General features: G+C 63.4%; 21 protein-coding genes and 1 tRNA gene. 14 read left to right on the top strand and 8 right to left on the bottom strand.

Features of this window, described 5'->3' with window-relative positions; all coding sequences use genetic code 11:
• Positions 1 to 19 precede the first annotated feature (19 nt).
• Positions 20 to 340, top strand: coding sequence for a thioredoxin (gene trxA, locus F4U94_RS04980; protein ID WP_120250131.1), 321 nt, complete (start codon positions 20 to 22; stop codon positions 338 to 340).
• 18 nt (positions 341 to 358) lie between these two features.
• Here trxA and F4U94_RS04975 read toward each other — a convergent pair whose 3' ends face one another.
• Genes F4U94_RS04975 through F4U94_RS04960 form a run of 4 tightly spaced genes read right to left on the bottom strand, consistent with a single transcriptional unit; the run spans position 359 to position 4576 of the window.
• Positions 359 to 967, bottom strand: a complete 609-nt coding sequence (locus tag F4U94_RS04975) for a glutathione S-transferase family protein (protein WP_120250132.1) — start codon at positions 965 to 967, stop codon at positions 359 to 361.
• Between the two features lie 11 nt (positions 968 to 978).
• Positions 979 to 1773, bottom strand: coding sequence for an inositol monophosphatase family protein (locus tag F4U94_RS04970; protein WP_427772082.1), 795 nt, complete (start codon positions 1771 to 1773; stop codon positions 979 to 981).
• Positions 1773 to 2999, bottom strand: a complete 1227-nt coding sequence (argJ, locus tag F4U94_RS04965) for a bifunctional glutamate N-acetyltransferase/amino-acid acetyltransferase ArgJ (RefSeq protein ID WP_150411854.1) — start codon at positions 2997 to 2999, stop codon at positions 1773 to 1775. Before argJ ends, F4U94_RS04970 begins: the two co-directional genes overlap by 1 nt.
• Positions 3000 to 3031: 32 nt before the next feature.
• Entirely contained in the window at positions 3032 to 4576 is a 1545-nt protein-coding gene (locus F4U94_RS04960) for an ArnT family glycosyltransferase (protein ID WP_249042030.1), read from the bottom strand.
• Between the two features lie 245 nt (positions 4577 to 4821).
• Here F4U94_RS04960 and secA point away from each other — a divergent pair, with 245 nt between their 5' ends.
• On the top strand, positions 4822 to 7557 hold the full coding sequence (gene secA / locus F4U94_RS04955; protein WP_120250134.1) for a preprotein translocase subunit SecA: 2736 nt from the start codon (positions 4822 to 4824) through the stop codon (positions 7555 to 7557).
• Positions 7558 to 7690: 133 nt separating this feature from the next.
• Entirely contained in the window at positions 7691 to 8047 is a 357-nt protein-coding gene (locus tag F4U94_RS04950; RefSeq protein ID WP_120250135.1) for a PilZ domain-containing protein, read from the top strand.
• Positions 8048 to 8067: 20 nt separating this feature from the next.
• Here the strand turns inward: F4U94_RS04950 and F4U94_RS04945 are convergent.
• Positions 8068 to 8157, bottom strand: a tRNA-Ser gene (locus F4U94_RS04945).
• 143 nt (positions 8158 to 8300) lie between these two features.
• On the opposite strand from F4U94_RS04945, the gene F4U94_RS04940 reads away from it, so the two are divergent.
• The 11 genes from F4U94_RS04940 to mazG all read left to right on the top strand — a co-directional run bounded on the left by F4U94_RS04940 (position 8301) and on the right by mazG (position 19216).
• Positions 8301 to 9338: a lytic murein transglycosylase gene (locus F4U94_RS04940; RefSeq protein WP_425505059.1), complete on the top strand. Its 1038-nt coding sequence runs from the start codon at positions 8301 to 8303 to the stop codon at positions 9336 to 9338.
• Entirely contained in the window at positions 9322 to 10317 is a 996-nt protein-coding gene (locus F4U94_RS04935) for a septal ring lytic transglycosylase RlpA family protein (RefSeq protein ID WP_120250137.1), read from the top strand. Before F4U94_RS04940 ends, F4U94_RS04935 begins: the two co-directional genes overlap by 17 nt.
• 48 nt (positions 10318 to 10365) lie before the next feature.
• The gene (locus tag F4U94_RS04930; protein ID WP_150411853.1) at positions 10366 to 11529 is read left to right on the top strand and encodes a D-alanyl-D-alanine carboxypeptidase family protein; all 1164 of its coding nucleotides are present in this window, start codon (positions 10366 to 10368) and stop codon (positions 11527 to 11529) included.
• Positions 11526 to 12152: a dTMP kinase gene (gene tmk, locus F4U94_RS04925; protein WP_120250139.1), complete on the top strand. Its 627-nt coding sequence runs from the start codon at positions 11526 to 11528 to the stop codon at positions 12150 to 12152. The genes F4U94_RS04930 and tmk overlap by 4 nt, the downstream gene beginning before the upstream one ends.
• Complete coding sequence (locus F4U94_RS04920) at positions 12149 to 13120, top strand: AAA family ATPase (RefSeq protein WP_120250140.1); 972 nt, start codon at positions 12149 to 12151, stop codon at positions 13118 to 13120. Before tmk ends, F4U94_RS04920 begins: the two co-directional genes overlap by 4 nt.
• Before the next feature lie 42 nt (positions 13121 to 13162).
• Positions 13163 to 14725, top strand: coding sequence for a methionine--tRNA ligase (gene metG / locus F4U94_RS04915; RefSeq protein WP_120250141.1), 1563 nt, complete (start codon positions 13163 to 13165; stop codon positions 14723 to 14725).
• Between the two features lie 4 nt (positions 14726 to 14729).
• On the top strand, positions 14730 to 15503 hold the full coding sequence (locus F4U94_RS04910; RefSeq protein WP_120250142.1) for a TatD family hydrolase: 774 nt from the start codon (positions 14730 to 14732) through the stop codon (positions 15501 to 15503).
• A complete protein-coding gene (locus F4U94_RS04905; RefSeq protein WP_120250143.1) occupies positions 15500 to 16291 on the top strand; it encodes an MBL fold metallo-hydrolase in 792 nt (263 codons plus the stop codon). Before F4U94_RS04910 ends, F4U94_RS04905 begins: the two co-directional genes overlap by 4 nt.
• Positions 16292 to 16921, top strand: coding sequence for a retropepsin-like aspartic protease family protein (locus tag F4U94_RS04900; RefSeq protein WP_120250144.1), 630 nt, complete (start codon positions 16292 to 16294; stop codon positions 16919 to 16921).
• The gene (locus tag F4U94_RS04895) at positions 16918 to 18219 is read left to right on the top strand and encodes an MFS transporter (RefSeq protein WP_120250145.1); all 1302 of its coding nucleotides are present in this window, start codon (positions 16918 to 16920) and stop codon (positions 18217 to 18219) included. Before F4U94_RS04900 ends, F4U94_RS04895 begins: the two co-directional genes overlap by 4 nt.
• Before the next feature lie 205 nt (positions 18220 to 18424).
• Positions 18425 to 19216 carry a nucleoside triphosphate pyrophosphohydrolase gene (gene mazG, locus F4U94_RS04890; RefSeq protein ID WP_120250146.1) on the top strand — a complete coding sequence of 264 codons (792 nt, stop codon included), beginning with the start codon at positions 18425 to 18427 and terminating at the stop codon, positions 19214 to 19216.
• Here mazG and F4U94_RS04885 read toward each other — a convergent pair.
• The 3 genes from F4U94_RS04885 to hfq form a co-directional block, all read right to left on the bottom strand.
• Positions 19206 to 20207 carry a 2-hydroxyacid dehydrogenase gene (locus F4U94_RS04885; RefSeq protein WP_120250147.1) on the bottom strand — a complete coding sequence of 334 codons (1002 nt, stop codon included), beginning with the start codon at positions 20205 to 20207 and terminating at the stop codon, positions 19206 to 19208. The two genes, mazG and F4U94_RS04885, sit on opposite strands and share 11 nt — an antisense overlap.
• Before the next feature lie 66 nt (positions 20208 to 20273).
• On the bottom strand, positions 20274 to 21608 hold the full coding sequence (gene hflX, locus F4U94_RS04880; protein ID WP_120250148.1) for a GTPase HflX: 1335 nt from the start codon (positions 21606 to 21608) through the stop codon (positions 20274 to 20276).
• A 65-nt stretch (positions 21609 to 21673) separates the two neighbouring features.
• A complete protein-coding gene (hfq, locus tag F4U94_RS04875) occupies positions 21674 to 22168 on the bottom strand; it encodes an RNA chaperone Hfq (protein ID WP_120250149.1) in 495 nt (164 codons plus the stop codon).
• Between the last annotated feature and the right edge of the window lie 34 nt (positions 22169 to 22202).

The raw sequence follows: 22202 nt of genomic DNA, 5'->3' as shown, positions 1-22202 counted from the left end.
TCAAGTAAAGGAGACACTCATGGCCACCAAGGCAGTTACCGACCTCAGCTTCAAGGACGACGTTATCAATGCGGACAAGCCCGTGCTTGTCGATTTCTGGGCCGAATGGTGCGGCCCGTGCAAGATGATCGGCCCGGCCCTGGAGGAAATCTCCGAAGAGCTGGCCGACAAGGTCATCATCGCAAAGATCAATATCGACGAAAATCCCGACGCGCCGGGCCAATATGGCGTGCGCGGCATCCCGACGATGATCCTGTTCAAGAATGGCGAAGCGGCCGCGACCAAGGTCGGCGCCGCGCCCAAGAGCGCGCTCAAGGGCTGGATCGAAAGCGTCCTGTAAGCGGTAACGCGTGCGGGCCTATGTCAGCGGGATCATCACCGACTGGGCATAGGCCGGCCGCCCGCGCAGCCGGTCGTACCAGGCGCGCACATGCGGCACATCGGGCCGCTCCATATCCAGCGTGAAGAATGTGTGGGCGTAGACGCCCATGGGCACATCCGCGACACCGAAAGAGACACCCGAAAGCCACGGCTGCACCGCCAGCGTGCGGTCCAATATCCGCATCGCCGCGCCGGATGCCGCCGCCGATGCCGCCAATAGCTGTCCATCTCGCTGTTCGGGCGCGCGCCGCACCAGTTGCAGGAAAGCGTCGCGCTGCGCATCTGCAAACGCGAATTGCCAGTCCATCCACTTGTCGCCCTGCGCCCGTTCCGCCGGATTGGCCGGCCATAGGGCAGGGGCGTAACGCGCCGCCAGATAGCGCAGGATCGCATTGGATTCCCACAAGGTGACGTCGCCATCCTCGATCGTGGGGATCAACGCATTGGGGTTTTTCGCCAGATAGTCAGCGTTCATGCCGAACGCGCCGCCCACATCATGGCGGGCATAGGGCAGGCCGATTTCGTCGGCGAACCAGGCGACCTTCTTCACATTATGCGAGTTCAACCGGCCCCAGATCGTCAGCATGACATTTCCTTCTATCCGAACAGCGTCGCCGCCGCCTGATCCCATAGGCGCGGCGAGGATGCCCCCATCAACCCGCGCCGCAAGTCGCCCACTATATAAGGCGTCCCGTCGGTGCGCTGGCAGCAACCGCCTGCCTCATTGACGAACAGCGTGCCCGCGGCATGATCCCAAGGCAAAGTCCGCGCAAAAACCGACACGTCATTCTGCCCCAGCACCAGCCGTGGATATTGTTCGGCGGCGCAACGGGGAATATCCACCAGCGTGAAGCTGCCCTGCGACCGGCGCTGAATGTCGGCGCGCTCATCCTCCGGCATGAAATAGACGGCCAGCGCTGCGATCGGCAGGTCGCCACCACTCTCGCGCGCCTGCACCCGTTCGCCATCGATATGGCTGCCGCCGCCCAGCATCGCATGGCATAACCGTCCGGTCAGCGGATCGAGTATCCAGCCGGCCAGCGTCGTACCGCCATCGACCAGCGCCACCATTATGCCGAAAGGTGCCTTGCCCGCTGCAAAATTGCCGGTCCCGTCGATCGGGTCGATGATCCAGTTCAGGCCCTGACCGGCCCGGTCCAATATGGCGGGATCGGCGGCGCAGGCTTCCTCACCGATGACGCCGGCTTCGGGCAGGATCGCGGTCAGCCCGTCGGCCAGCCGCAATTCGCTTTCCTTGTCGGCGATGGTGACGAAATCGTTCGCCGCTTTCTCGCTGACTTCGTCGCTGGACAGGTTCTGGTAACGCGGCATGACGATGTCGCGCCCAACCTGCCGCATCAGCGCGACGACGGGTTCATGCAGTTCCAGCATCAGCTGCGATAATCCGCGTTGATGGAGATATAACCATGGGTCAGGTCGCAGGTCCAAACCTGCGCTCGCCCTTCGCCCAGGCCGATGTCGACGCCGATGACGATGTCCTGGCCCTTCAGGTGCGCGGCGACGGGCGCCTCGTCATAACCCTCGACCGCCAAGCCGCCGGTCGCCACCTGCGTCGCGCCGAAGCGGATCGACAGCTTGTCGCGGTCGGCCGGTTCGCCTGCCTTGCCCACGGCCATGACGACGCGGCCCCAATTGGCATCCTCGCCAGCGATCGCGGTCTTGACCAGCGGAGAGTTGGCGATCGACAAAGCGATGCGATGCGCGCTTTCGTCGCTCTCCGCGCCTTCGACGCTGATATCGATGAACTTGCTCGCGCCTTCGCCGTCGCGCACCACCAGATGCGCAAGCTGGCGACATAGGTCGCTCAGCGCCGCATGGAAGGCGTCGGCGCCGGCATCGTCCATGGATGCGAGCGGAACATTGCCTGCCTTGCCGGTGGCGAAGGCCAGCACGGTGTCGCTGGTCGACGTATCGCTATCGACCGTGATGCAGGAGAAGGTCTTGCGATTGGCGGCGGAGAGCATCTGTTGCAGGAGGGCCGGGTCGATCGAAGCGTCGGTGAAGATATAGCCCAGCATCGTCGCCATGTCCGGCGCGATCATGCCCGAGCCTTTGATGATGCCGACCAGTTCGATGCGCTGCTCGCCGATCATGGCGGACACATGGGCGCCCTTGGCGAAGGTGTCGGTCGTGCCGATCGTGGTCGCGGCCTCTTCCCAGCCACAGGGTGTGGCGGTGAAGGCCGCTTCCAGCCCGGCTTCCGCCTTGTCGATCGGCAACGGCACGCCGATCACGCCGGTCGAAGACACGAAAATATCCGATGGCAGGCAGCCAAGATGATTGGCGACCTTGGCCGCGATCGCTTCCACCGCCGCGCGGCCGCGATGGCCGGTGAAGGCATTGGCGTTGCCGGCATTGACCACCAGCGCACGGGCCGAGCCAAGCGGAATGGCGTCACGGCACCATTCGACTTCCGGAGAGGGGCATTTGCTCTGCGTCGTCACCCCGGCGACAGCGGTGCCGGCCTCCAGTTCCACATAGGTCAGGTCGCATCGTGTCCATGCCTTGTACCCGGCGCGCGCGCTGCGCAGCGTCACCCCATCGATGACAGGCAGGATCGGGAAGGCGGCGGGGGCGAGGGGGGAGCGATCGGTCATAGCGGGCGAAATGCGGCAAAATCGGGCGAGGGTCAATCATTGCGCGACAGGGAAAAGCGGCCGGTCCGAAGATAGAGCCGCCCCACACCATCGGGCATCGAAAGCATGCGATAGCCATGGCGACGGGCATAGGCGATCAGGCCGTCATCGGGGCGCATCGGCAATTTGCGGGTGCCGTGTTCGTAGCCGGTCAGGATGGCGGCGGGTGGATCGCGGTCCATGTCGCCCAGCGTCGCCGGGATCATCGCATGCACCTGCCGCGCCAGCACCGGTCCCATCGTCCAGCCGGTGCGGTAGGCGAAGGGACCGGCGGCAAAGCGCGGGTCCAGGTCAAGGCCGCTACCAAGGATCATGTGCGGAGAGAGGGTGGCAATATCACCACCGCCCATGGCGCGCACGCTCGCACCGGCCCAGCGCGCACCGGCATCGGCCTGCAAGACGGGCGAGCCTGCGCGCAGCATCGCCACGACATGGCGGGTTGCCGCCAGCATGCCGGGGATGGCGGCCAGGCAAAGCAGCCCCAGCAACGCCTGTCGCCGGGTGAAGGTCCAGCGCCGCGCATCGTCGAGCAGATAGCCCAGCGCCAGCGCCAACGGTGGCAGCAGCGGCATCACATATTGGACCTGCGACGGAGTCGGCAGCGCCGCGCCGATCAACGCGCCGCCCGTCATCCAGATCGCCAGTCGCCGGCCGGGCGATCGGATGCGGCCCCGCGTCGCGATCCAGTTGGCACAGAGCAGAAGGAGCGCAACGAGCGCCGGCCCTTTCCACAGATATTTGAGCAGGTCGGTCAGCTTTTCCAGCGTGCCGAGTTCGTCGAACGCCCCGTTGGCGGCGTACCAGGCATGGGGCGCAGTCGCCCCATAGGTCAGCACGCCATAGAAGAAGGCATCCGGTGCCGCCGCCCAGGCGACCAGCATCGGCGCCATGCCCGCGCAAGCCCCCAATGCCAGAAAACAGGCCGCCTTGAAGCCGCAGCGCCCCCCCGTCAGCAGCACGAATAGTCCGGTCATCAGGCCCAGCGGCGCGAAATTCAGCTTGGTGGCGATGGCAAGGCCGAACAGCGCACCCGCCGCAAACCAATATCGGCGCGTGCAATGGCGCAGCGCGAGCAAGCTGACCAGCAGCCCCATTGCGGACAGCAAGGTCGGCAGCATATCATTGCGCACCACAGCGCCGGTGAACTGAAAGGCGGCGGTGGTCGCCACCAGCAACGTTGCGATGGCCGCACCGTCGCGTGATACGCCCGCGATACGCTGCGCCGTCCAGAGAGCAGCCAGCGTAGAAATTGCCGTCACCGCTGTCGCCAGCCGCATCGCCAGCACCATATGATCGGGGAACAGCCAGGCCAGCGGCGCGAAGGCCCAACTGTGCAAAGGCGGCTGAAGATAGAGAAAGTCGCGGAAGATCAGCAGCCGACTGCTGAAATAGGCGCCGGCGACATATTGGCTTTCGTCATGGTCGAATGGAGTCGCGATCGCCGTGAGACCGAACCATAGAATCAGGGCCATCGCCACCAGGATAGCGACCGGCAGGGCACGACTGCGCGCCGGGACCAGGACGAACGAACGATACAATTTTGCGACCCTTGCTCTTGCCCTGCCGTTGTGGCGCAGCGTGCGCGACGTGCAAAGCCCCCCGCGCCCTGATGACGCCACCGCCCGACGAAAACCGCCTGCCGCACGATCATGACATCGATACGACAGGTCGGGTTCAGCCGCACTCTGATTGACTAAAGGATGTGCCGTGCCTAAATCGCGGCGCATATCTGCGTGCGTCTCTCGCAAGGAGGCGGAACGTCCCCCTATTGTCAGGAATTTGCATGTTCGGCGCACTCGCCAAGTCCATCTTCGGATCGTCCAACGAACGTTATGTGAAGTCGCTGGGCAAGATCGTCGACCAGATCGCCTCTTTCGAAGGCGCGGTGCAGGCGATGAATGATGAGGAACTGGTCGCCCAGACCAGCCGGTTCCGCGAACGGCTGGCCAATGGCGAGACGCTGGACGCGCTGCTGCCCGAAGCCTTCGCCACGGTCCGTGAAGCGGCCGTCCGCGTTCTGGGCATGCGCCATTTCGATGTGCAGATGGTCGGCGGTATCGTTCTGCATCGCGGCGAAATCGCCGAAATGCGCACGGGTGAAGGCAAGACGCTGGTCGCGACACTCGCCACCTATCTCAACGCGCTGGAGGGGAAGGGCGTTCACGTCGTCACCGTGAACGATTACCTCGCCAGCCGCGACTGCGAATGGATGGGCCAGGTCTATCGCTTCCTGGGACTGACCACCGGCGTCATCGTGCCCAACATCAGCGAAGATCAGCGGCGCGACGCCTATGCCGCCGACATCACCTATGCGACGAACAACGAACTCGGCTTCGACTATCTGCGCGACAATATGAAATATGACCGCGCGTCGATGGTCCAGCGCCCGTTCAACTATGCGATCGTCGACGAAGTCGACTCGATCCTGATCGACGAAGCGCGCACGCCGCTCATCATCTCCGGCCCGACCGACGACAAGTCGGAACTTTACGTCGCCGTGGACGCGATCGTGAAGCAGATCGTCGAGGCCGACTATGAGAAGGACGAAAAGCAGCGCACCGTCACGCTGACCGAAGACGGCACCGAGAAGATCGAGCGGCTGCTGGAGGATGCCGGCCTGTTGCAGGGCGCGAACCTCTATGATTTCGAAAATACCGCCGTCGTCCATCATGTGAACCAGGCGTTGCGCGCGGTCGTGATGTTCCGCCGCGACATCGACTATATCGTCAAGGACGGCAAGGTCGTCATCATCGACGAGTTCACAGGCCGCATGATGGATGGCCGCCGCTGGTCCGATGGCCTGCATCAGGCGGTGGAAGCCAAGGAAGGCGTCCAGATCGAGCCGGAAAACCAGACGCTCGCGTCGATCACTTTCCAGAATTATTTCCGCATGTATCCCAAGCTGGGCGGCATGACCGGTACGGCCGCGACCGAAGCGGCGGAATTCTTCGAAATCTACAAGATGAACGTCGTCACCATCCCGACCAACCGGGCAGTGCAGCGCATCGACGAAGAAGACAGCTTCTACAAAAACCTGGATGACAAGTTCCGTGGCATCGCCAAGACCATCAAGGTCCATGCGGAGCAGGGCCAGCCGGTTCTGGTCGGCACCGTGTCGATCGAAAAGTCGGAAATGCTGTCGGAATTCCTTACGCAGGAAGGCGTGCCGCACGCGGTGCTGAACGCCCGTTTCCATGACAGCGAAGCGCATATCGTTGCGCAGGCGGGCCGCAAGGGCGCGGTGACGATCGCCACCAACATGGCTGGTCGCGGCACCGACATCAAATTGGGCGGCAACCTGGAAATGCGCGTCGAAGACGAGCTGCGCGACGTGCCGGAAGGCCCGGAGCGCGACGCTGCAATCGCCCGGATCGAAGCCGAGATCGAGGTCGAGAAGCAGGAAGTGCTGGCCGCCGGCGGCTTGTTCGTGCTGGCCACCGAGCGGCATGAAAGCCGCCGCATCGACAACCAGCTGCGCGGTCGTTCGGGCCGTCAGGGCGACCCCGGCCTGTCGCGCTTCTACCTCAGCCTCGACGACGATCTGATGCGCATCTTCGGCCCGGACACGATGTTCGCCAAGATGATCCGGTCGAACCTGGAAGATGGCGAGGCATTGCCGCCTTCCAAATGGCTGAGCAAGGCGATCGAGACGGCGCAGCGCAAGGTCGAGGCCCGCAACTATGATATCCGCAAGCAGGTCGTCGAATATGATGACGTGATGAACGACCAGCGCAAGGTCATCTATGAACAGCGCAGCGACATCATGGACAGCGACACCGTCGATGACGTCGTGATCGACATGCGCCATGAGACGGTGAACGATCTGGTCGGCGCATCCTGCCCGCCGGGCACCTATCCCGAACAGTGGGATATGGAGCGCCTCAAAGTTCGTACCGCCGAAATTCTTGGGCTTGAGCCTGATTTCGACGCCTGGCTGGCCGAGGATTCGGTAGACCCCGAAATGATCGAGGAACGGCTGTCGGCGCTGGCCGACGAAGCCGTCGCGGAAAAGACCAAGGAGGTCGAGGCGTCCGACTGGCACATGATCGAAAAGTCGATCCTGCTTCAGAGCCTGGACCATCATTGGAAGGAGCATCTGTCGACGCTCGACGCCCTGCGTCAGGTCGTGCATCTGCGCGCTTATGCGCAAAAGACACCGATCAACGAATATAAGCAGGAAGCCTTCGCTTTGTTCGAGCGGATGCTGGAAAATATCCGCGAGGATGTGACCGGCTCCATCGCACGCGTGCAGTTCCGCATGGAACAGCCGCCGCTGGAAGATTATGGCCTGCCGGTTCTGCCGGACTTCATCACCACCCATATCGACCCCTTCTCGGGCGAAGATAATAGCGCGGATATCGACGCCGGCAGCTTCGGCGGCGTCACTACCACCATTCCGCGCGCGCCCGTGGGCAACGTTCCGGCCGGCGAATATGCCAATCTGGACATCAGCCGCAACGCGCCATGCCCATGCGGTTCGGGCCAGAAATACAAGCATTGCCACGGCGCTCTGGCGTGATCTGATAAGGGAGGGCCGGGCGTAATGTTCGGCCCTTTTCCGTTCAATCCGCTGTTAACCAAGCCCTTTCATTCTTCCGCAATCTTCTGGATCGACTTTGGTCTAATCCCGGGGGGCAACCGGGAGAGAGGTTATGGACAGCATGATCTATCGCGCGCGCGCCGAACGCCGCCGCGAAAGCCGCTACGACGCAGAGGTCGAGGCGACGTTGAACTGGGACGGCATCAGCCAGACCGTCACCATTCGCAATATTTCCATCTATGGCGCGCTGCTCACCGGCAACTGGCTGCCACCGATCGGCGAATGGGTGACGCTGATCACCGAAGGGCTGGAAGTGTGCGGCACCGTCATCTGGGATGGTCCGGATCGCTGCGGCCTGCTGCTCAGCCATCCGGTCGATCCGCTGGCGATCATCGCGGAAGCCAGCATTCACAAGATGGAACTGCCGCCCGTCATCCTGCATGGCACCGGCCCCAGCAGCTACGCCTGACGCCTTTCTCAAGAGAGGGGTGGCGGACAGGGTGGGATTCGAACCCACGGTGAGCGTAAACCCACGGCGGTTTTCAAGACCGCTGCCTTAAACCACTCGGCCACCTGTCCGTTGGGGGCTTCCTAGCGTGCCGTGCGCGGTTGCCAAGCGAAAATCGCAACGACCACGGTTCGTCGCCTTAACCGACCGGACTTCGCAATAAAGGATTCACCTGCCGCCCTGCCTGTGCAACAACAAGGGGATGAGGGATTCTTTGCGTTCGTCCGTCCTGTCCTTGTTGCTCGGTCTGACTGCCATTACCGGTGGCAGCGTCGCGATTGCCCCTGCGCAAGCCCAGGATAGTGCCGATTTCCGTGCCTATCTGGAGAGCCTGCGGCCCAAGGCGCGGGCCATGGGCATCCGCGATGCGACGCTGGACAGCGTCTTCCCCACGCTGACGATCAATCCGCGCGTCGTGCAACTGGACCAGAGTCAGCCGGGCGGCGGCGCCTATTCGCCCATCCCCAATTTCGAACCCTATCGCCGGCAGCATGTCGACGCCGCGCGCATCAGCCGGGGTCGGGTCGCCTATCAGGCGAACCGGTCGCGCCTTGCCCGGATCGAGGCGGAAACGGGCGTGCCGGAGGAGATCATGGTCGCCATCTACGGCCATGAAACCAATTATGGCAGCTATACCGGCGATTTCGATCTGATCCGGTCGCTCGCGACGCTGGCGCATGAAGGCCGCCGCCGTGCCTTGTTCGAGCCGGAATTGCTGGCGACGCTCAAGATGCTGGACAATGGCGTGCCGCGTAGTCGCCTGGTGGGTAGCTGGGCCGGCGCGACCGGTTATCCGCAATTCCTGCCGTCCGTCTATCTGCGCATCGCCAAGGATGGCGATGGCGACGGGAAGGCCGATATCTGGACCAGCGAAGCCGACGCGCTCGCCTCCATCGCCAATTATTTCGTGCAGTCGGGATGGCGCAAGGGTCAGCCATGGGGCGTGGCCGTCAGCGTGCCGGCCAGTTTCAACCGCGCGTCGGTGGCGGCCAAGACCGATCCGGCCCGTTGCCCGCGCGTGTTCAACCGGCATAGTCGCTGGCTGACGATGGCGGAGTGGCGCAAGCTGGGCCTCTTCCCCAATAGCGGCGTCTGGCCGGCCGATGGCGTCATGGCGACGCTGCTGGAACCCGATGGTCCTGGCAAGACCGCCTATCTGCTGACCAGCAATTATCGGGCGATCCTGGATTATAATTGCTCCAATTTCTATGCCTTGTCGGTGGGATTGCTGGCGGATGCTGTCAAACAATAAGGGGCTGTTCGTCCCGGCCATGATGCTGGCGCTGGCTGGCGGTGGCGCGATCGCCGCGCAGCCGCAAAGTTCTGGGGCGCCCACTTCCATGGCCAGCGACACGCCGGTGCCTTTGGGCGCGCCCTATGCGGTGGGCGGCGTCAGCTACACACCGGCCGATCCTGTTTCCTATGACGAGGTCGGCTATGCCGGCGAAAGCACGGATGGCAGCCAAAGTGGCGCGACCGCCAATGGCGAAGCGTTCATGCCCGCCGCCATCACGGCCGCGCACAAAACCTTGCCGCTCCCCAGCTATGTCGAGGTGACGGCACTGGATAGCGGGCGAACGATTTTGGTGCGGCTCAATGATCGCGGACCGATGCGGGGCGACCAGTTGATCGCGCTGTCGCCCGGCGCGGCATCGCAACTGGGCGTGAGCGGGCAGGCCATGGTTCCAGTGCGCGTGCGCCGGGTCAACCCGCCAGAGCAAGAGCGCGCGGCGCTACGCGGGCAGGGGCGGGCAGCCGAACGGCTGGAAACGCCGGCTGCGTTGTTGCGGGTGCTGCGGAACAAATTGCCGGCCGTTTCGCACGCCGCCGCCACGCCGGCGCGAGCAGCAGCAGCGACGAAGGCCAAGCCTGCGCCAGCCGCCACCCGGCCGGTTGCGGCGCCAAGGCCCGGCGCCGATTTCGATCAGGCGCCACCGCCGCCGCGTATCGCGACTCAACAGGCAAAACCAGCGCCCAAGCCGGTTCAGGCTACAGCGCCCGCAGCGCCGACGCGCACCGGTGGCTATATCGTTCAGGTCGGCGCCTTCTCGTCCCAGGCGCGCGCCGAAACCGTGGCGAAGAGCATCGGCGCCCGTGCCGAAGCAGGCGCCGGCCTGTGGCGCGTGCGCCTTGGCCCCTATCCCACGCAACAGGCTGCGCAGGCTGCTGTGCGCTCCGCCGCAGCCAAAGGCTTTGAGAATGCCCGCATCATGGCTAATGACGCACGATAGAGATCGCGCCCGTACAGCGATTCCATCATAATCGAAGGCAGTTTTCCGATGAAGAAAAGCGTTGCAGTCCTCCTTGCCGCCGGGCTGCTGGCCCAGCCGCTGATCGCGGCCGCGCCGCCCTATACCAGCGAAGCGCCGATCGCTTATATGAAGGATCTGTCGTCGGGCGCCGTGCTGTACGACAAGGGCGGCGAAACCCGCATGCCGCCGGCTTCGCTGGCAAAGATGATGACGGCGCATGTCGCCTTCCGCCTGATCCAGAAGGGTGAGTTGAAGCTCGATACGAAATTCACGGTCCGCCCGGAAACCTGGAAGCAGTGGCATGGCCCGCAGGCCGGATCGACTATGTTTCTGTCGGTCGGCGAGCAGGTGTCGGTCGAAAATCTGCTGCATGGCATCGTCACCCTGTCGGGCAATGACGCCTGCGTCGTTCTGGCGGAGGGGATTGCCGGCACGGAACAGGCGTTCGTCGCTGCGATGAACGAGGAAGCCAAGCGGCTTGGCCTGAAGAACAGCCATTTCGGCACCAGCAACGGCTGGCCGGACGAGGGCGTGACCTATGTGACTGCCGAGGATCTGGCCAAGCTGGCCGAGGCCACGATCGTCGAGACGCCCGACCTCTACAAGCGTTTCTACGCCACCCGCTCCTTCACATGGGGCAAGACGATGGGCGGATCGGACATCGCACAGGCGAACCGCAACCCCATTTTGGGCAAGATCGCCGGTGCCGACGGCCTGAAGACCGGCCATACCGAGGAAGCAGGCTTTGGCTTCACCGGGTCGGCCGAGCAGGATGGTCGCCGTCTGGTGATCGTTACCGCCGGCTCCACCAGCTTCAACGGCCGCGCTACCGAAGCCGTGCGCTTCATGGACTGGGGCTTCAAGGCGTGGAAGGCGCAGCCCTTGTTCAAGAAGGGCCAAACGGTCGAAACGGCCGCGGTCCAGATGGGCAGCGCGACGAGCGTGGCGCTGGTCGCGCCGCAAAATTTGGCCGTCACCCTGCCGCGCACGGCGTCCGCCAATGTGCAGGTGAAGGTGGTCTATACCGGCCCGATCAAGGCGCCGATCGCCAAGGGCCAGCAGATCGCCCAACTGATCGTCCAGACGCCCGACACGCCGCCGCAGATCATGCCGCTGGTCGCGGGTGAAGATGTTGCCGAAGCGGGCATTTTCGGCCGTCTGTGGAATGGCCTGAAGTCGCTGTTCGCTTGACCGCAGGGCGTTTCATATCGCTGGAGGGCGGTGAAGGGGCGGGCAAGTCCACGCAACTTCGCGCTCTGGCGGCGGCACTGCGCGTGCGCGGGCTGGAGGTTGTCGAGACGCGCGAACCGGGCGGGAGCGAGGGGGCGGAGGCGATCCGCGCCCTGCTGCTGACCGGTGGCGCCGATCGGTGGAGCCCGCGCGCCGAGGCGTTGCTGTTTGCGGCAGCGCGGGCGGATCATATCGAAAAGACGATCCGGCCGGCGCTGGAACGTGGGGCCTGGGTGCTATCCGACCGTTTCCTCGATTCCAGCCGCGCCTATCAGGGGCAGGGCGACCTGACCGACGCCGACATTTTGGTGCTGCATAGGATCGGCAGCGCGGGCTTCCTGCCGGATCGCACCCTTTTGTTGACGCTGCCCGAAGCGGAAGCGAGCGGCCGAGCACGGGCGCGCGATGGCGATACGACCGACCGGATCGGCGGGCGGGCAAGCGACTTCCATTTGGCGGTTGCCGATGCCTTCACCCGCTTCGCACAGGAAGAAAGCGACCGCGTCCATGGCGTCGATGCCTCCGGCCCGGCCGAGGTCGTGACAGTGCGCTTGCTGGACGCGATCGAAGACCTGCTGCCATGACCATATTGCTGGGGCATGAGGCCCAGACGCGCACGTTGACCATGGCTGCGCGCAGCGGGCGGATGCACCATGGCTGGATCCTCGCTGGCCCCAAGGGCATTGGCAAGGCTAGCTTTGCGCGCGCCCTGGCAATGCGATTGCTGGCCGATGCCGCCGGCCCGCCGATCGAGGAAGAGGGGCTGTTCGTTCCCCAAAGCCATCCGATCCGCCGCCTGATCGAGGCCAGCGCCCATCCCGACTATGCCGAACTCGCGCCATTGGAGAAGGAAACCGGCACCGCCCGCAATATCAGCGTGGATCAGATACGCGGTCTTGCGCGGCTGACCCAATCGGCCCCATCGCTGTCGCAGCGCCGCGTGGTGGTCGTCGATAGCGCCGACGATCTGGAGCGGGGCGCGGCCAATGCGCTGCTCAAGACGCTGGAGGAGCCGCCGACGGACATGATCTTCCTGCTGGTCAGCCATGCGCCGGGGCGGTTGTTGCCGACGATCCGGTCGCGGTGTCGCACGCTGCGCTTCGATCCGCTGGATGCTGCGCCGATGCGCGCGGTGCTGAAGGCGACGGACGAGACGCTGTCACCTCAGGAAATCGATGCGCTGGTACGCGCGGGCGATGGATCGCCAGGGCAAGCACTGCGCTATGCAGGCCTCAACCTGTCGGAGATCGAACAGGCGCTGAGCAGCCTGGCGACGCAGGGCGATCCGGGGAATCGTCAACGATTGGCGTTGGCCAGGGCGCTGGCGCTCAAGGCGGCCAAGCCGCGCTATGAGGCGTTTCTGGAGCGCGCGCCCGCCTTCATCGCGCAGGCGGCGCGGACGAAACAGGGGCCTGCACTGGGCCAGGCGCTCGATCATTGGGAAAAGGCGCGGCATCTGGCCGGTGGCGCGGTGATCCTGTCGCTCGATCCGGCGGCGGTCGTGTTCGAACTGGCCGGCCATGTCGCGGCGCTGGCGCCTTCGCACGCATAAAGCGACTTTGCGCCGCCCATAACAGCCGCTAGGGATGGCGCCATGTCCAAGCCCTTCACCATCACCACCGCCATTTCCTATCCCAACGGCCGTCCGCATATCGGCCACGCCTATGAGGTGATCGCCACCGACGCGGTCGCCCGGTTCCAGCGGATGATGGGCCGCGACGTCTTTTTCCAGACCGGCACCGACGAACATGGGCTGAAAATGGCCCAGACCGCGCGCAACCGGGGGATCGAGCCGCGCGAACTGGCCGATGAGATGGCCGGCTATTTCAAGCAGATGAACGAGAGGCTGAATATCAGCCATGATCGTTTCATCCGCACCAGCGAGCCCGATCATCATACCGCCAGCCAGGCGATCTGGCAGGCAATGGAAACCAATGGCGACCTGTATCTGGGCCGCTACGAAGGTTGGTATTCGGTCCGCGACGAAGCCTTTTACGACGAAAAGGAAATCGTCGAGGGGGAAGGGGGCGCGAAGCTCTCTCCTCAGGGTACGCCGGTCGAATGGACGGTCGAGGAAAGCTGGTTCTTCCGCCTGTCGGCCTATCAGGACCGGTTGCTGGCGCTCTATGAAAGCCAGCCGGACTTCATCCAGCCCGATAGCCGCCGCAATGAAATCATGCGGTTCGTCGAAGGCGGCCTCTCCGACCTCAGCGTCTCGCGCACCAGCTTCGACTGGGGCGTGAAGGTGCCGGGTAGTGAAGGCCATGTCATGTATGTGTGGGTCGATGCGCTCACCAATTATCTGACCGGCTGCGGCTATCCCGACGATGCAGAGCGGATGGCGCGTTACTGGGCCGAGGGTGGCGATATCACGCACATCATCGGCAAGGATATCGTACGTTTTCATACGGTGTACTGGCCGGCCTTCCTGATGAGCGCGAAGCTGCCCTTGCCCAAGCAGGTCTTCGGTCACGGCTTCCTGCTGAACCGGGGCGAGAAGATGTCGAAGTCGGTCGGCAATGTCGCCGATCCGATGGAATTGGCCGATCGCTTCGGCGTCGATCAACTGCGTTATTTCCTGCTTTCCGAGGTCACGTTCGGCAATGACGGCAGCTATAGCGCGGAGGCGATCGTCGCCCGGTCGAACAGCGATCTGGCCAACAGTTTCGGCAATCTGGCGCAGCGGACATTGAGCTTCATCGCCAAGAATCTGGAAGGGCGGTTGCCCGAACCGGCGCCGCAGGATGTCGACAGCGAATTGCTCAAGAGCATCGCGGACGCCGCGCAGACCTTTCAGACTGCCATGACTGATCTGGCGCCTTCGGTCGCGATCGAGGCGTGGATGCGCGCCGTCTTCGCCTGTAACGCCTATATCGACGCGCAGGCGCCATGGGCATTGCGGAAGACCGATCTGGCGCGGATGGAGGCGGTTCTGGCCACGCTCTATGAAGCGATCGCCAGCCTGGCCATCATGATCCAGCCGGTCATTCCAGCCAGCGCCGCCGCGCTGTTGGACCAGATGGGCATTGATGGAGAGAAGCGCGGCTATGACGTTATCAGCAGCAAATTCTACGCCGATCTGCGCGCGTCGGGCTTCATCCTCGGCGCGCCCAAGCCACTCTTCCCGCGCCTGGAACTGACCGAGGCGGAAGGCTGATCCCATGCTGATCGACAGCCATTGCCACTTGAATTACAAAGGTTTGATCGAGAATCAGGCCAATGTGCTGGAACGGTCGCGGGCAGCGGGCGTAGACCTGATGCTCAACATCGCCACGCGCGAAAGCGAGTGGGATGCGGTGCTGGATACCGCCGTGCGCGAACCGGATGTCTGGGCGACGGTCGGAATCCATCCGCATGAGGCGGACGAGCATCCCCATGTCGATACCGCCAAACTGGTCGAGCGCGCCGCGCATCCGCGTGTCGTGGGCATCGGCGAAACCGGCCTCGACTATTATTACGAACATAGCGACCGCGAACGGCAGCAGAAAAGCTTCCGGTCCCATATCGCCGCTTGCCGCGAAACCGGCCTGCCGATGATCGTCCATACCCGCGATGCGGAGGAGGATACGCTCCGCATCATGCGGGAGGAGATGGAGACGGGGCCTTATGGCGGCGTCATCCATTGCTTCACCGCCAGCGGCGCCTTTGCCGATGCCGCGATGGATCTGGGCTTCTACATCAGCATTTCGGGCATCGTGACCTTCAAGAGCGCGAAGGATTTGCAGGAAACGGCGGCGCGGCTGCCGCTTGATCGGCTGCTGGTGGAAACGGACTCGCCCTTCCTGGCGCCGGTCCCGCATCGCGGCAAGTCGTGCGAGCCGGCCTATGTCGCGGACACCGCCAAATTCCTGGCCAATCTGCGCGGCGAGAGTATCGAGCAACTGGCGGCGGCGACCTCGGCCAATTTCCGCACCCTCTTCTCGAAGGTCGCATGAGCCTGAAGCTGACGATCCTGGGCAGCGGCACCTCTTCGGGTGTGCCCCGGATCGGCAATGACTGGGGCGATTGCGACCCCAAAGAGCCGAAAAACCGGCGGACGCGGGTATCGATTTTGGTCGAAAGCCCCACGACCCGTATCCTGGTCGATACGTCGCCGGACATGCGCGCGCAATTGCTGGCGGCGGACGTGATCCAGATCGACGCGATCTTGTGGACGCACGACCATGCCGACCATAGCCATGGCATCGACGACGTTCGTCAGCTTTTCCATCATCGCCGCACCCCCGTGCCCGGCTATGCGCGGGCGCAGACGATGAAGTTGCTGGGCCAGCGCTTCGCTTATGCGTTCGAGGGGCGCAATGGCTATCATCCCACGATCGACGCCCATGTCCTGCCCGACGGGTTGCGCATCGGCGACATCGACATCGCCTGCGTCGATCAGCCCCATGGCGAGATCTACTCCACCGGCTTCCGCTTCACGCATGGTGGCCGATCGATCGGCTATGCCACGGATTTCCACGCGCTGACGCCGGATATGCTGGCGCTCTATGATGGGCTGGACGTGTGGGTGGTGGACGCATTGCGGGAAAAGCCGCACCCGACCCATCCGCATCTGGCGCTGACACTGGACGGCATCGCCGCGACCCGGCCCGATCGCGCCATCCTGACCCATATGGACCAGAGCATGGATTATGCCACACTGCGTCGTACCCTCCCCAAGGGCGTGGAGCCGGGATATGACGGACTGGTGATCGCGTTGGACACGAAAGAGCAGGGGGCCTGAATGGACGGCACGGATCAGGCGGCATCGACCATCTGGTATGTGCTGGCGATCATATTGGTCGGGTCTGCGTTGATCGGGAGGCAGATGGCCTGGGGCAGCCTGCTGCGCATGGCGTTGCTGTGGGTCGCGATCTTTGCCGGTCTGCTGGGCCTGTTCAAATTCGGGCAGAGCCAGGGTTTTCTGACCGGGCGCTGGGCGGAGGAGGGGAGTGCCGTCACCCCGGACGAGGCGCCCGCCGCTTTGCCGCGCGCGCAGGCCGAAGGGCAGGCATTGCGCATCCCCGTCGCGCCGGACGGCCATTATTGGGTGGAGGCGACGATCAACGGCACCCCCGCGCGCTTCCTGATCGACAGCGGCGCTACCATCACCGCCCTGTCCGAAAATACCGCGCGGGCCGCCGGCCTCAACTATGATGTCGGCGAACCCAATGTCATCATGACTACCGCCAATGGAAAGGTGGAGGCGAAGCGATCCAGCATCGCCACCCTGGCCATCGGTCCCATTTCGGCGAGCGACCTGCCCGTCGTCGTCTCACCCGCTTTCGGAGAGGTCAACGTCATCGGCATGAACATGCTTTCGCGGCTGAAAAGCTGGGGTGTCCAGGATGGCGCCATGGTGCTTAAACCATGAGCGCGGCGACGGAGCAGGGGGCGCCGACCCAGGCGCAGCGGCTGAAGGCCATTATCGGCGGGTCCACCGGCAATCTGGTGGAATGGTATGACTGGTACGCCTATGCCGCCTTCACCCTCTATTTCGCGCCGCATTTCTTCCCGAGCGAGGATCGCACCGCGCAATTGCTGAGCGCGGCGGGCATCTTCGCCGTCGGTTTCCTGATGCGGCCGATCGGGGCGTGGCTGATGGGCGTCTATGCTGATCGCCATGGGCGCAAGAGCGGGCTGACGCTGTCGGTGGCGCTGATGTGCGCGGGGTCGCTGCTGATCGCGGTGACGCCGGGCTATGAAACGATCGGGGTTGCGGCGCCGCTGCTGCTGGTGCTGGCGCGGCTGATGCAGGGGCTGTCGATCGGTGGCGAATATGGCGCGAGCGCGACCTATCTGTCCGAAATGGCGGGCAAGAACCGGCGCGGTTTCTTCTCCAGCTTTCAATATGTGACTTTGATCGCCGGGCAGTTGGTGGCGATCTGCGTCCTGCTGCTGTTGCAGGCGACGCTGAGCGAGGCGCAACTGGACGCCTGGGGATGGCGGATACCCTTCTTCATCGGCGGGTTGCTGGCGGTCATCGTCTTCTGGCTGCGGCGCGGGCTGGCGGAGACACAGAGCTTTGCAGTAGCCAAGGCGCAGGGTGCGCCGAAATCGGGCTTTGTCGAGTTGATCACCAACCATCCGCGCGAGACGCTGACGGTGATGCTGCTGACGGCCGGCGGCACAATCGCTTTCTATGCCTACAGCATCTACATGCAGAAATTCCTGGTGAACACCAGCGGGCTGAGCCGTGAGGTCGCGTCGCAGATCAATGCGGCGACGCTGTTTCTGTTCATGCTGCTCCAGCCGGTCGCGGGTGCGCTGTCCGACCGGATCGGGCGCAAGCCGTTGATGATCGGCTTCGGCGTGATGGGTGTGCTTTGCACCTATCCGATCTTCACGACTTTGGCCGTGACTAAAGACCCGATCGTTGCCGGGCTGCTGGTGATGGCCGGACTGGTCATCGTGACAGGTTACACGTCGATCAATGCCGTGGTGAAGGCGGAGTTGTTTCCCGCGCATATCCGTGCGCTGGGCGTGGCGCTGCCTTATGCGCTGGCCAATACATTGTTCGGCGGAACGGCAGAGTTCGTGGCTTTGTGGTTCAAGCAGGCCGGCATTGAACAGGCTTTCTACATCTATGTCACGGTGATGATCGCCATATCGCTGACCGTCTATGTGCGGATGCGCGACACCGAGAAACATAGCCAGATCCAGGAGGATTGATCGCCTGACGGGATGGCATGAGACAGCGAGTTGGACAGCGGTAATGCTGTGGAGATGTGGTGGCGTTTAACATAATCCTTATTATCGAACTTTCATAAGGTCGGGCCTGACTTCCATATCGAAGTCGCTCGCTTGTTATGGGCTGGCCACTGCGCCATGCCCGCCTTATCGCCAACCGGCCAATTTCAACAAAGATCGGGTTCCCATGTCCAAAGCCAGTCCCGCCGATATCATGCCGCTCGCCGACGTCATGGCGCGGTTGCGCGATCCCGATACCGGCTGCCAATGGGATATCGAACAGGATTTCGCGTCGATCGTGCCTTATACGATAGAGGAAGCCTATGAGGTCGCCGATGCGGTCGAGCGGCAGGATATGGACGCGCTGCGCGACGAATTGGGCGACCTGTTGCTTCAGGTCGCCTTTCACAGCCGCATGGCAGAACAGGCCGGCCATTTTGCGTTGCAGGATGTGATCGACGCCATCACGCAGAAGATGATCCGGCGGCACCCCCATGTCTTTGGCGACGGCGCAAGGCGCGAGGACGGCCATGCCCAGTGGGAAACCATAAAGGCGGCAGAGCGTGCCGAAAAAGATCCCGATCCCAGCGCTCTGGCGGGTGTGGCGATCGCCCTGCCCGCATTGCTGCGCGCCGAAAAATTGCAGAAACGTGCTGCGCGTACCGGCTTCGATTGGCCTGAAACGGACCGCGTGATCGACAAGGTTGTCGAAGAACTGGAAGAGGTGCGTGATGCGACCACGCCGGACGAACGCGAAGAGGAAGTCGGTGACCTGCTATTTGCCGTGGTTAACCTCGCACGCCATCTGAAGATCGATCCGGAAACCGCTCTTCGCAAGGCGAATGGGAAATTCGATCGGCGCTTTCGATCGATGGAGGATATGGCTGGCGATGCCTTCGCCGGCCTGTCGCTCGATGAGCAGGAAGCGCTGTGGCAGCGGGCGAAGCGGCAGGAAAAAGCAGCTGCCGTTAAAGAGTGACCGGGTATAGCGGCTTGCCCGTCGCTGCAAATGTCGTGATATTTGCTATTGTCGTGTCGGCTATGGCCGTGAGCGCGTCACTTGTGAAAAAGGCTTGGTGGCCGGTGATGAGCACATTGGGAAAGGTAAGCAGGCGGGCGAATTGATCGTCCTGGATGGGTTTATCCGACAGGTCGGCGAAGAACAGCCCTTCCTCCTCTTCATAGACATCCAGCCCGACATAGCCGAGCCGCCCATGTTTCAGCCCAACGATCAGCGCATGGGTATCCACCACAGCACCCCGGCTGGTGTTGATTAACATCGCACCCGGCTTCATCCGCCCGATGGCGTCCACACCGACCAAATGATGCGTTTCGGGCGTGAGCGGGCAGTGGAGCGAAATTATATCCGACCGTTCGAGCAGTTCGGACCAAGAGACATAGGTTCCGCCAATGGATCTCAGCGCCGCTACATCGGGAAAGGGATCGTGCGCGATCACCGTGCAATCGAAACCGCGCATGATGCGGGCGACATTCAGGCCAATCTTCCCGGTCCCGACGATGCCGACTGTGCGACCGCGCAGATCGAAGCCCAGCAGGCCATCAAGCGCGAAATTGCCCTCACGCACGCGCGCATAGGCCTTATGGATCTTGCGGTTGAGCGTCAAAATCATCGCCACGGTATGTTCGGCGATGGCGTCGGGCGAATAGGCCGGGACGCGTCCGACCGCCAAGCCAAGGTCCGCCGCCGCGCGTAGATCGACATGGTTGAACCCCGCGCTGCGCAGCGCCAACAGACGTACGCCATCCTCAGCCAGTATCTCCAGCGTGGAGCGATCGAGCCGGTCGTTCACGAAGACGCAGACGGCTTCATGCCCGGCCGCGAGTGGCGCGGACCGGACATCCAGTTGCGGCTCCAAATAGAGGAAGTCATGGGCGTGTCCGGCCGCTGCATTGGCCTGATCGAAGAAGCGGCGATCGAAAGGATGCGTACTGAAAACAGCAACTTTCATGGCACGTCTCCCAGTTCAGGAGAGCAGGCTAACAACGATCAGGGAATAAGAGAAGCCGTACTTATCCTAGACGCCGCTTCGCTTCGAATAACGGGCGAAGGCGGCGTCGGACAGGCGTACGTCGACCCGGCTTTCTTCACCTTCGACGCTGCTCGACAGCACTTCGCCATGTTCGTGCAGCCAGGCCACGGTCGCGCCATCCGATACGGGGATGCGCAGGCCATAGACTTTCGCGCCGCGCGTCATGCGGTCGCTGATCGCGCGCTGGAGGTCATCCACCCCTTCCCCGGTCAGCGCCGAGAGAATGACGACATCGTCGCGGCGGGCGGCGGTTTCCCGCGTTAGGGCAGCATCCTCTTCGCTCAGCAGGTCTAGCTTGTTCCATGCCTCCAGGATCGGCGGCGGTTCCGGCTCCCCCTCCCCGCGATCCAGCGCCGCTTCACCAGCGACGCCCAGTTCGCCGAGGACATCCAACACATCGTCGCGCTGCGCCTCGCTATCGGGGTGGGCGACATCCCGGACATGGACGATGAGGTCGGCCGACAGCACTTCCTCCAGCGTCGCGCGGAAAGCGGCGATCAACTGGGTCGGCAGGTCGGACACGAAACCGACCGTGTCGGACAGGATCGCCTTGTCCAGCCCCGGCAACGCAATTTGGCGCATGGTGGGGTCCAGCGTAGCGAAAAGCAGGTCTTCCGCCATGACCGTGGCGCCGGTCATGCGGTTGAAAAGTGTGGATTTGCCGGCATTGGTGTAGCCGACCAGTGCAATCACCGGCCAGGGCGCGCGTTGGCGTCGGGCACGGTGAAGGCCACGGGTGCGCGTGACCTGATCCAGTTCGCGGCGGATCTTTGCCATGCGGTCACGGATCATGCGCCTGTCCGCCTCGATCTGGGTTTCGCCCGGACCACCGAGGAAGCCGAAGCCCCCGCGTTGCCGCTCAAGATGGGTCCAACTGCGCACCAGACGCCCCGCCTGATAATCGAGATGGGCGAGTTCGACCTGCAAGCGGCCTTCATTGGTGGCCGCACGCTCGCCGAAAATTTCGAGGATCAGGCCGGTCCGGTCGATGACCTTGGCCTCACACGCCTTTTCCAAATTGCTTTGCTGTACCGGCGACAGGCTGTTGTCGACGATGATGAGTTCAGCCTCTTCCTGCCGCGCCAGGGTGGCGATCTGGTCCACCTGCCCGCTGCCAAACAGGGTCGCCGGCTTGCGGTCGCGGACGCGGAAGGCCTGCGCCGCGCGCACGTCGATGCCGATGGCCAGGGCCAGACCGCGTGCTTCCTCCAGCCGGGCATCGCTGTCCCGGCGGTCTGCATTATGGGTTTCGGCATGAACGACGACGGCGCGCGCGCCGCGCGCCACTTCGTCATCGGAGTCGCGGTTGAATATAGCCATGCAGGTTTAGAGCATCTTGCAGCGGCCCGGTCCACCGCTGGGCGGACCGGGCGCCGGATAGACGATCAGTCGTCCTGTTCATTCTCGCCAGTGAGGTCGAGCGCATGGAGCGGCTGGACCGTCGAAATGGCGTGCTTGTAAACGAGCTGCACCATGCCGTCACGTTCCAGCAGCATGCAGAACAAGTCGAAGGCGGCGATTTCGCCCTGAAGCATGACGCCGTTCACCAGGAACATCGTCACCGGGCTGCCCGACTTGCGGACGGCCGACAGGAAGATTTCCTGAAGCAGCTTGGACTTGCCATTGCCATCGCTGGCCTTGCGCAGGTCCGTCAGGTCCATCGACGCCGCCGGCATGACGGTGGAAATGGCATGCTTGTAGACCAGCTGCGATTGGCCATCGCGGCGCAGCAGCACGGAGAAATTGTCGAACCAGGTGATGATGCCCTGCAGCTTCACGCCCTTGACCAGGAACATGGTCACCGGTGTCTTGCTCTTGCGCAGGCTGTTGAGGAAAATATCCTGAAGGTTGTTTACCTTGTCGGCCATGGTCGTCGCCAGTCCTTTTCTTGGCGGGACGTTACCCGCTCTCGCA

The sequence above is a fragment of the Sphingobium limneticum genome (assembly GCF_008710155.1).
Lineage (GTDB): Bacteria > Pseudomonadota > Alphaproteobacteria > Sphingomonadales > Sphingomonadaceae > Sphingobium > Sphingobium limneticum.
This window is presented reverse-complemented; position numbering and strand designations above follow the sequence as displayed.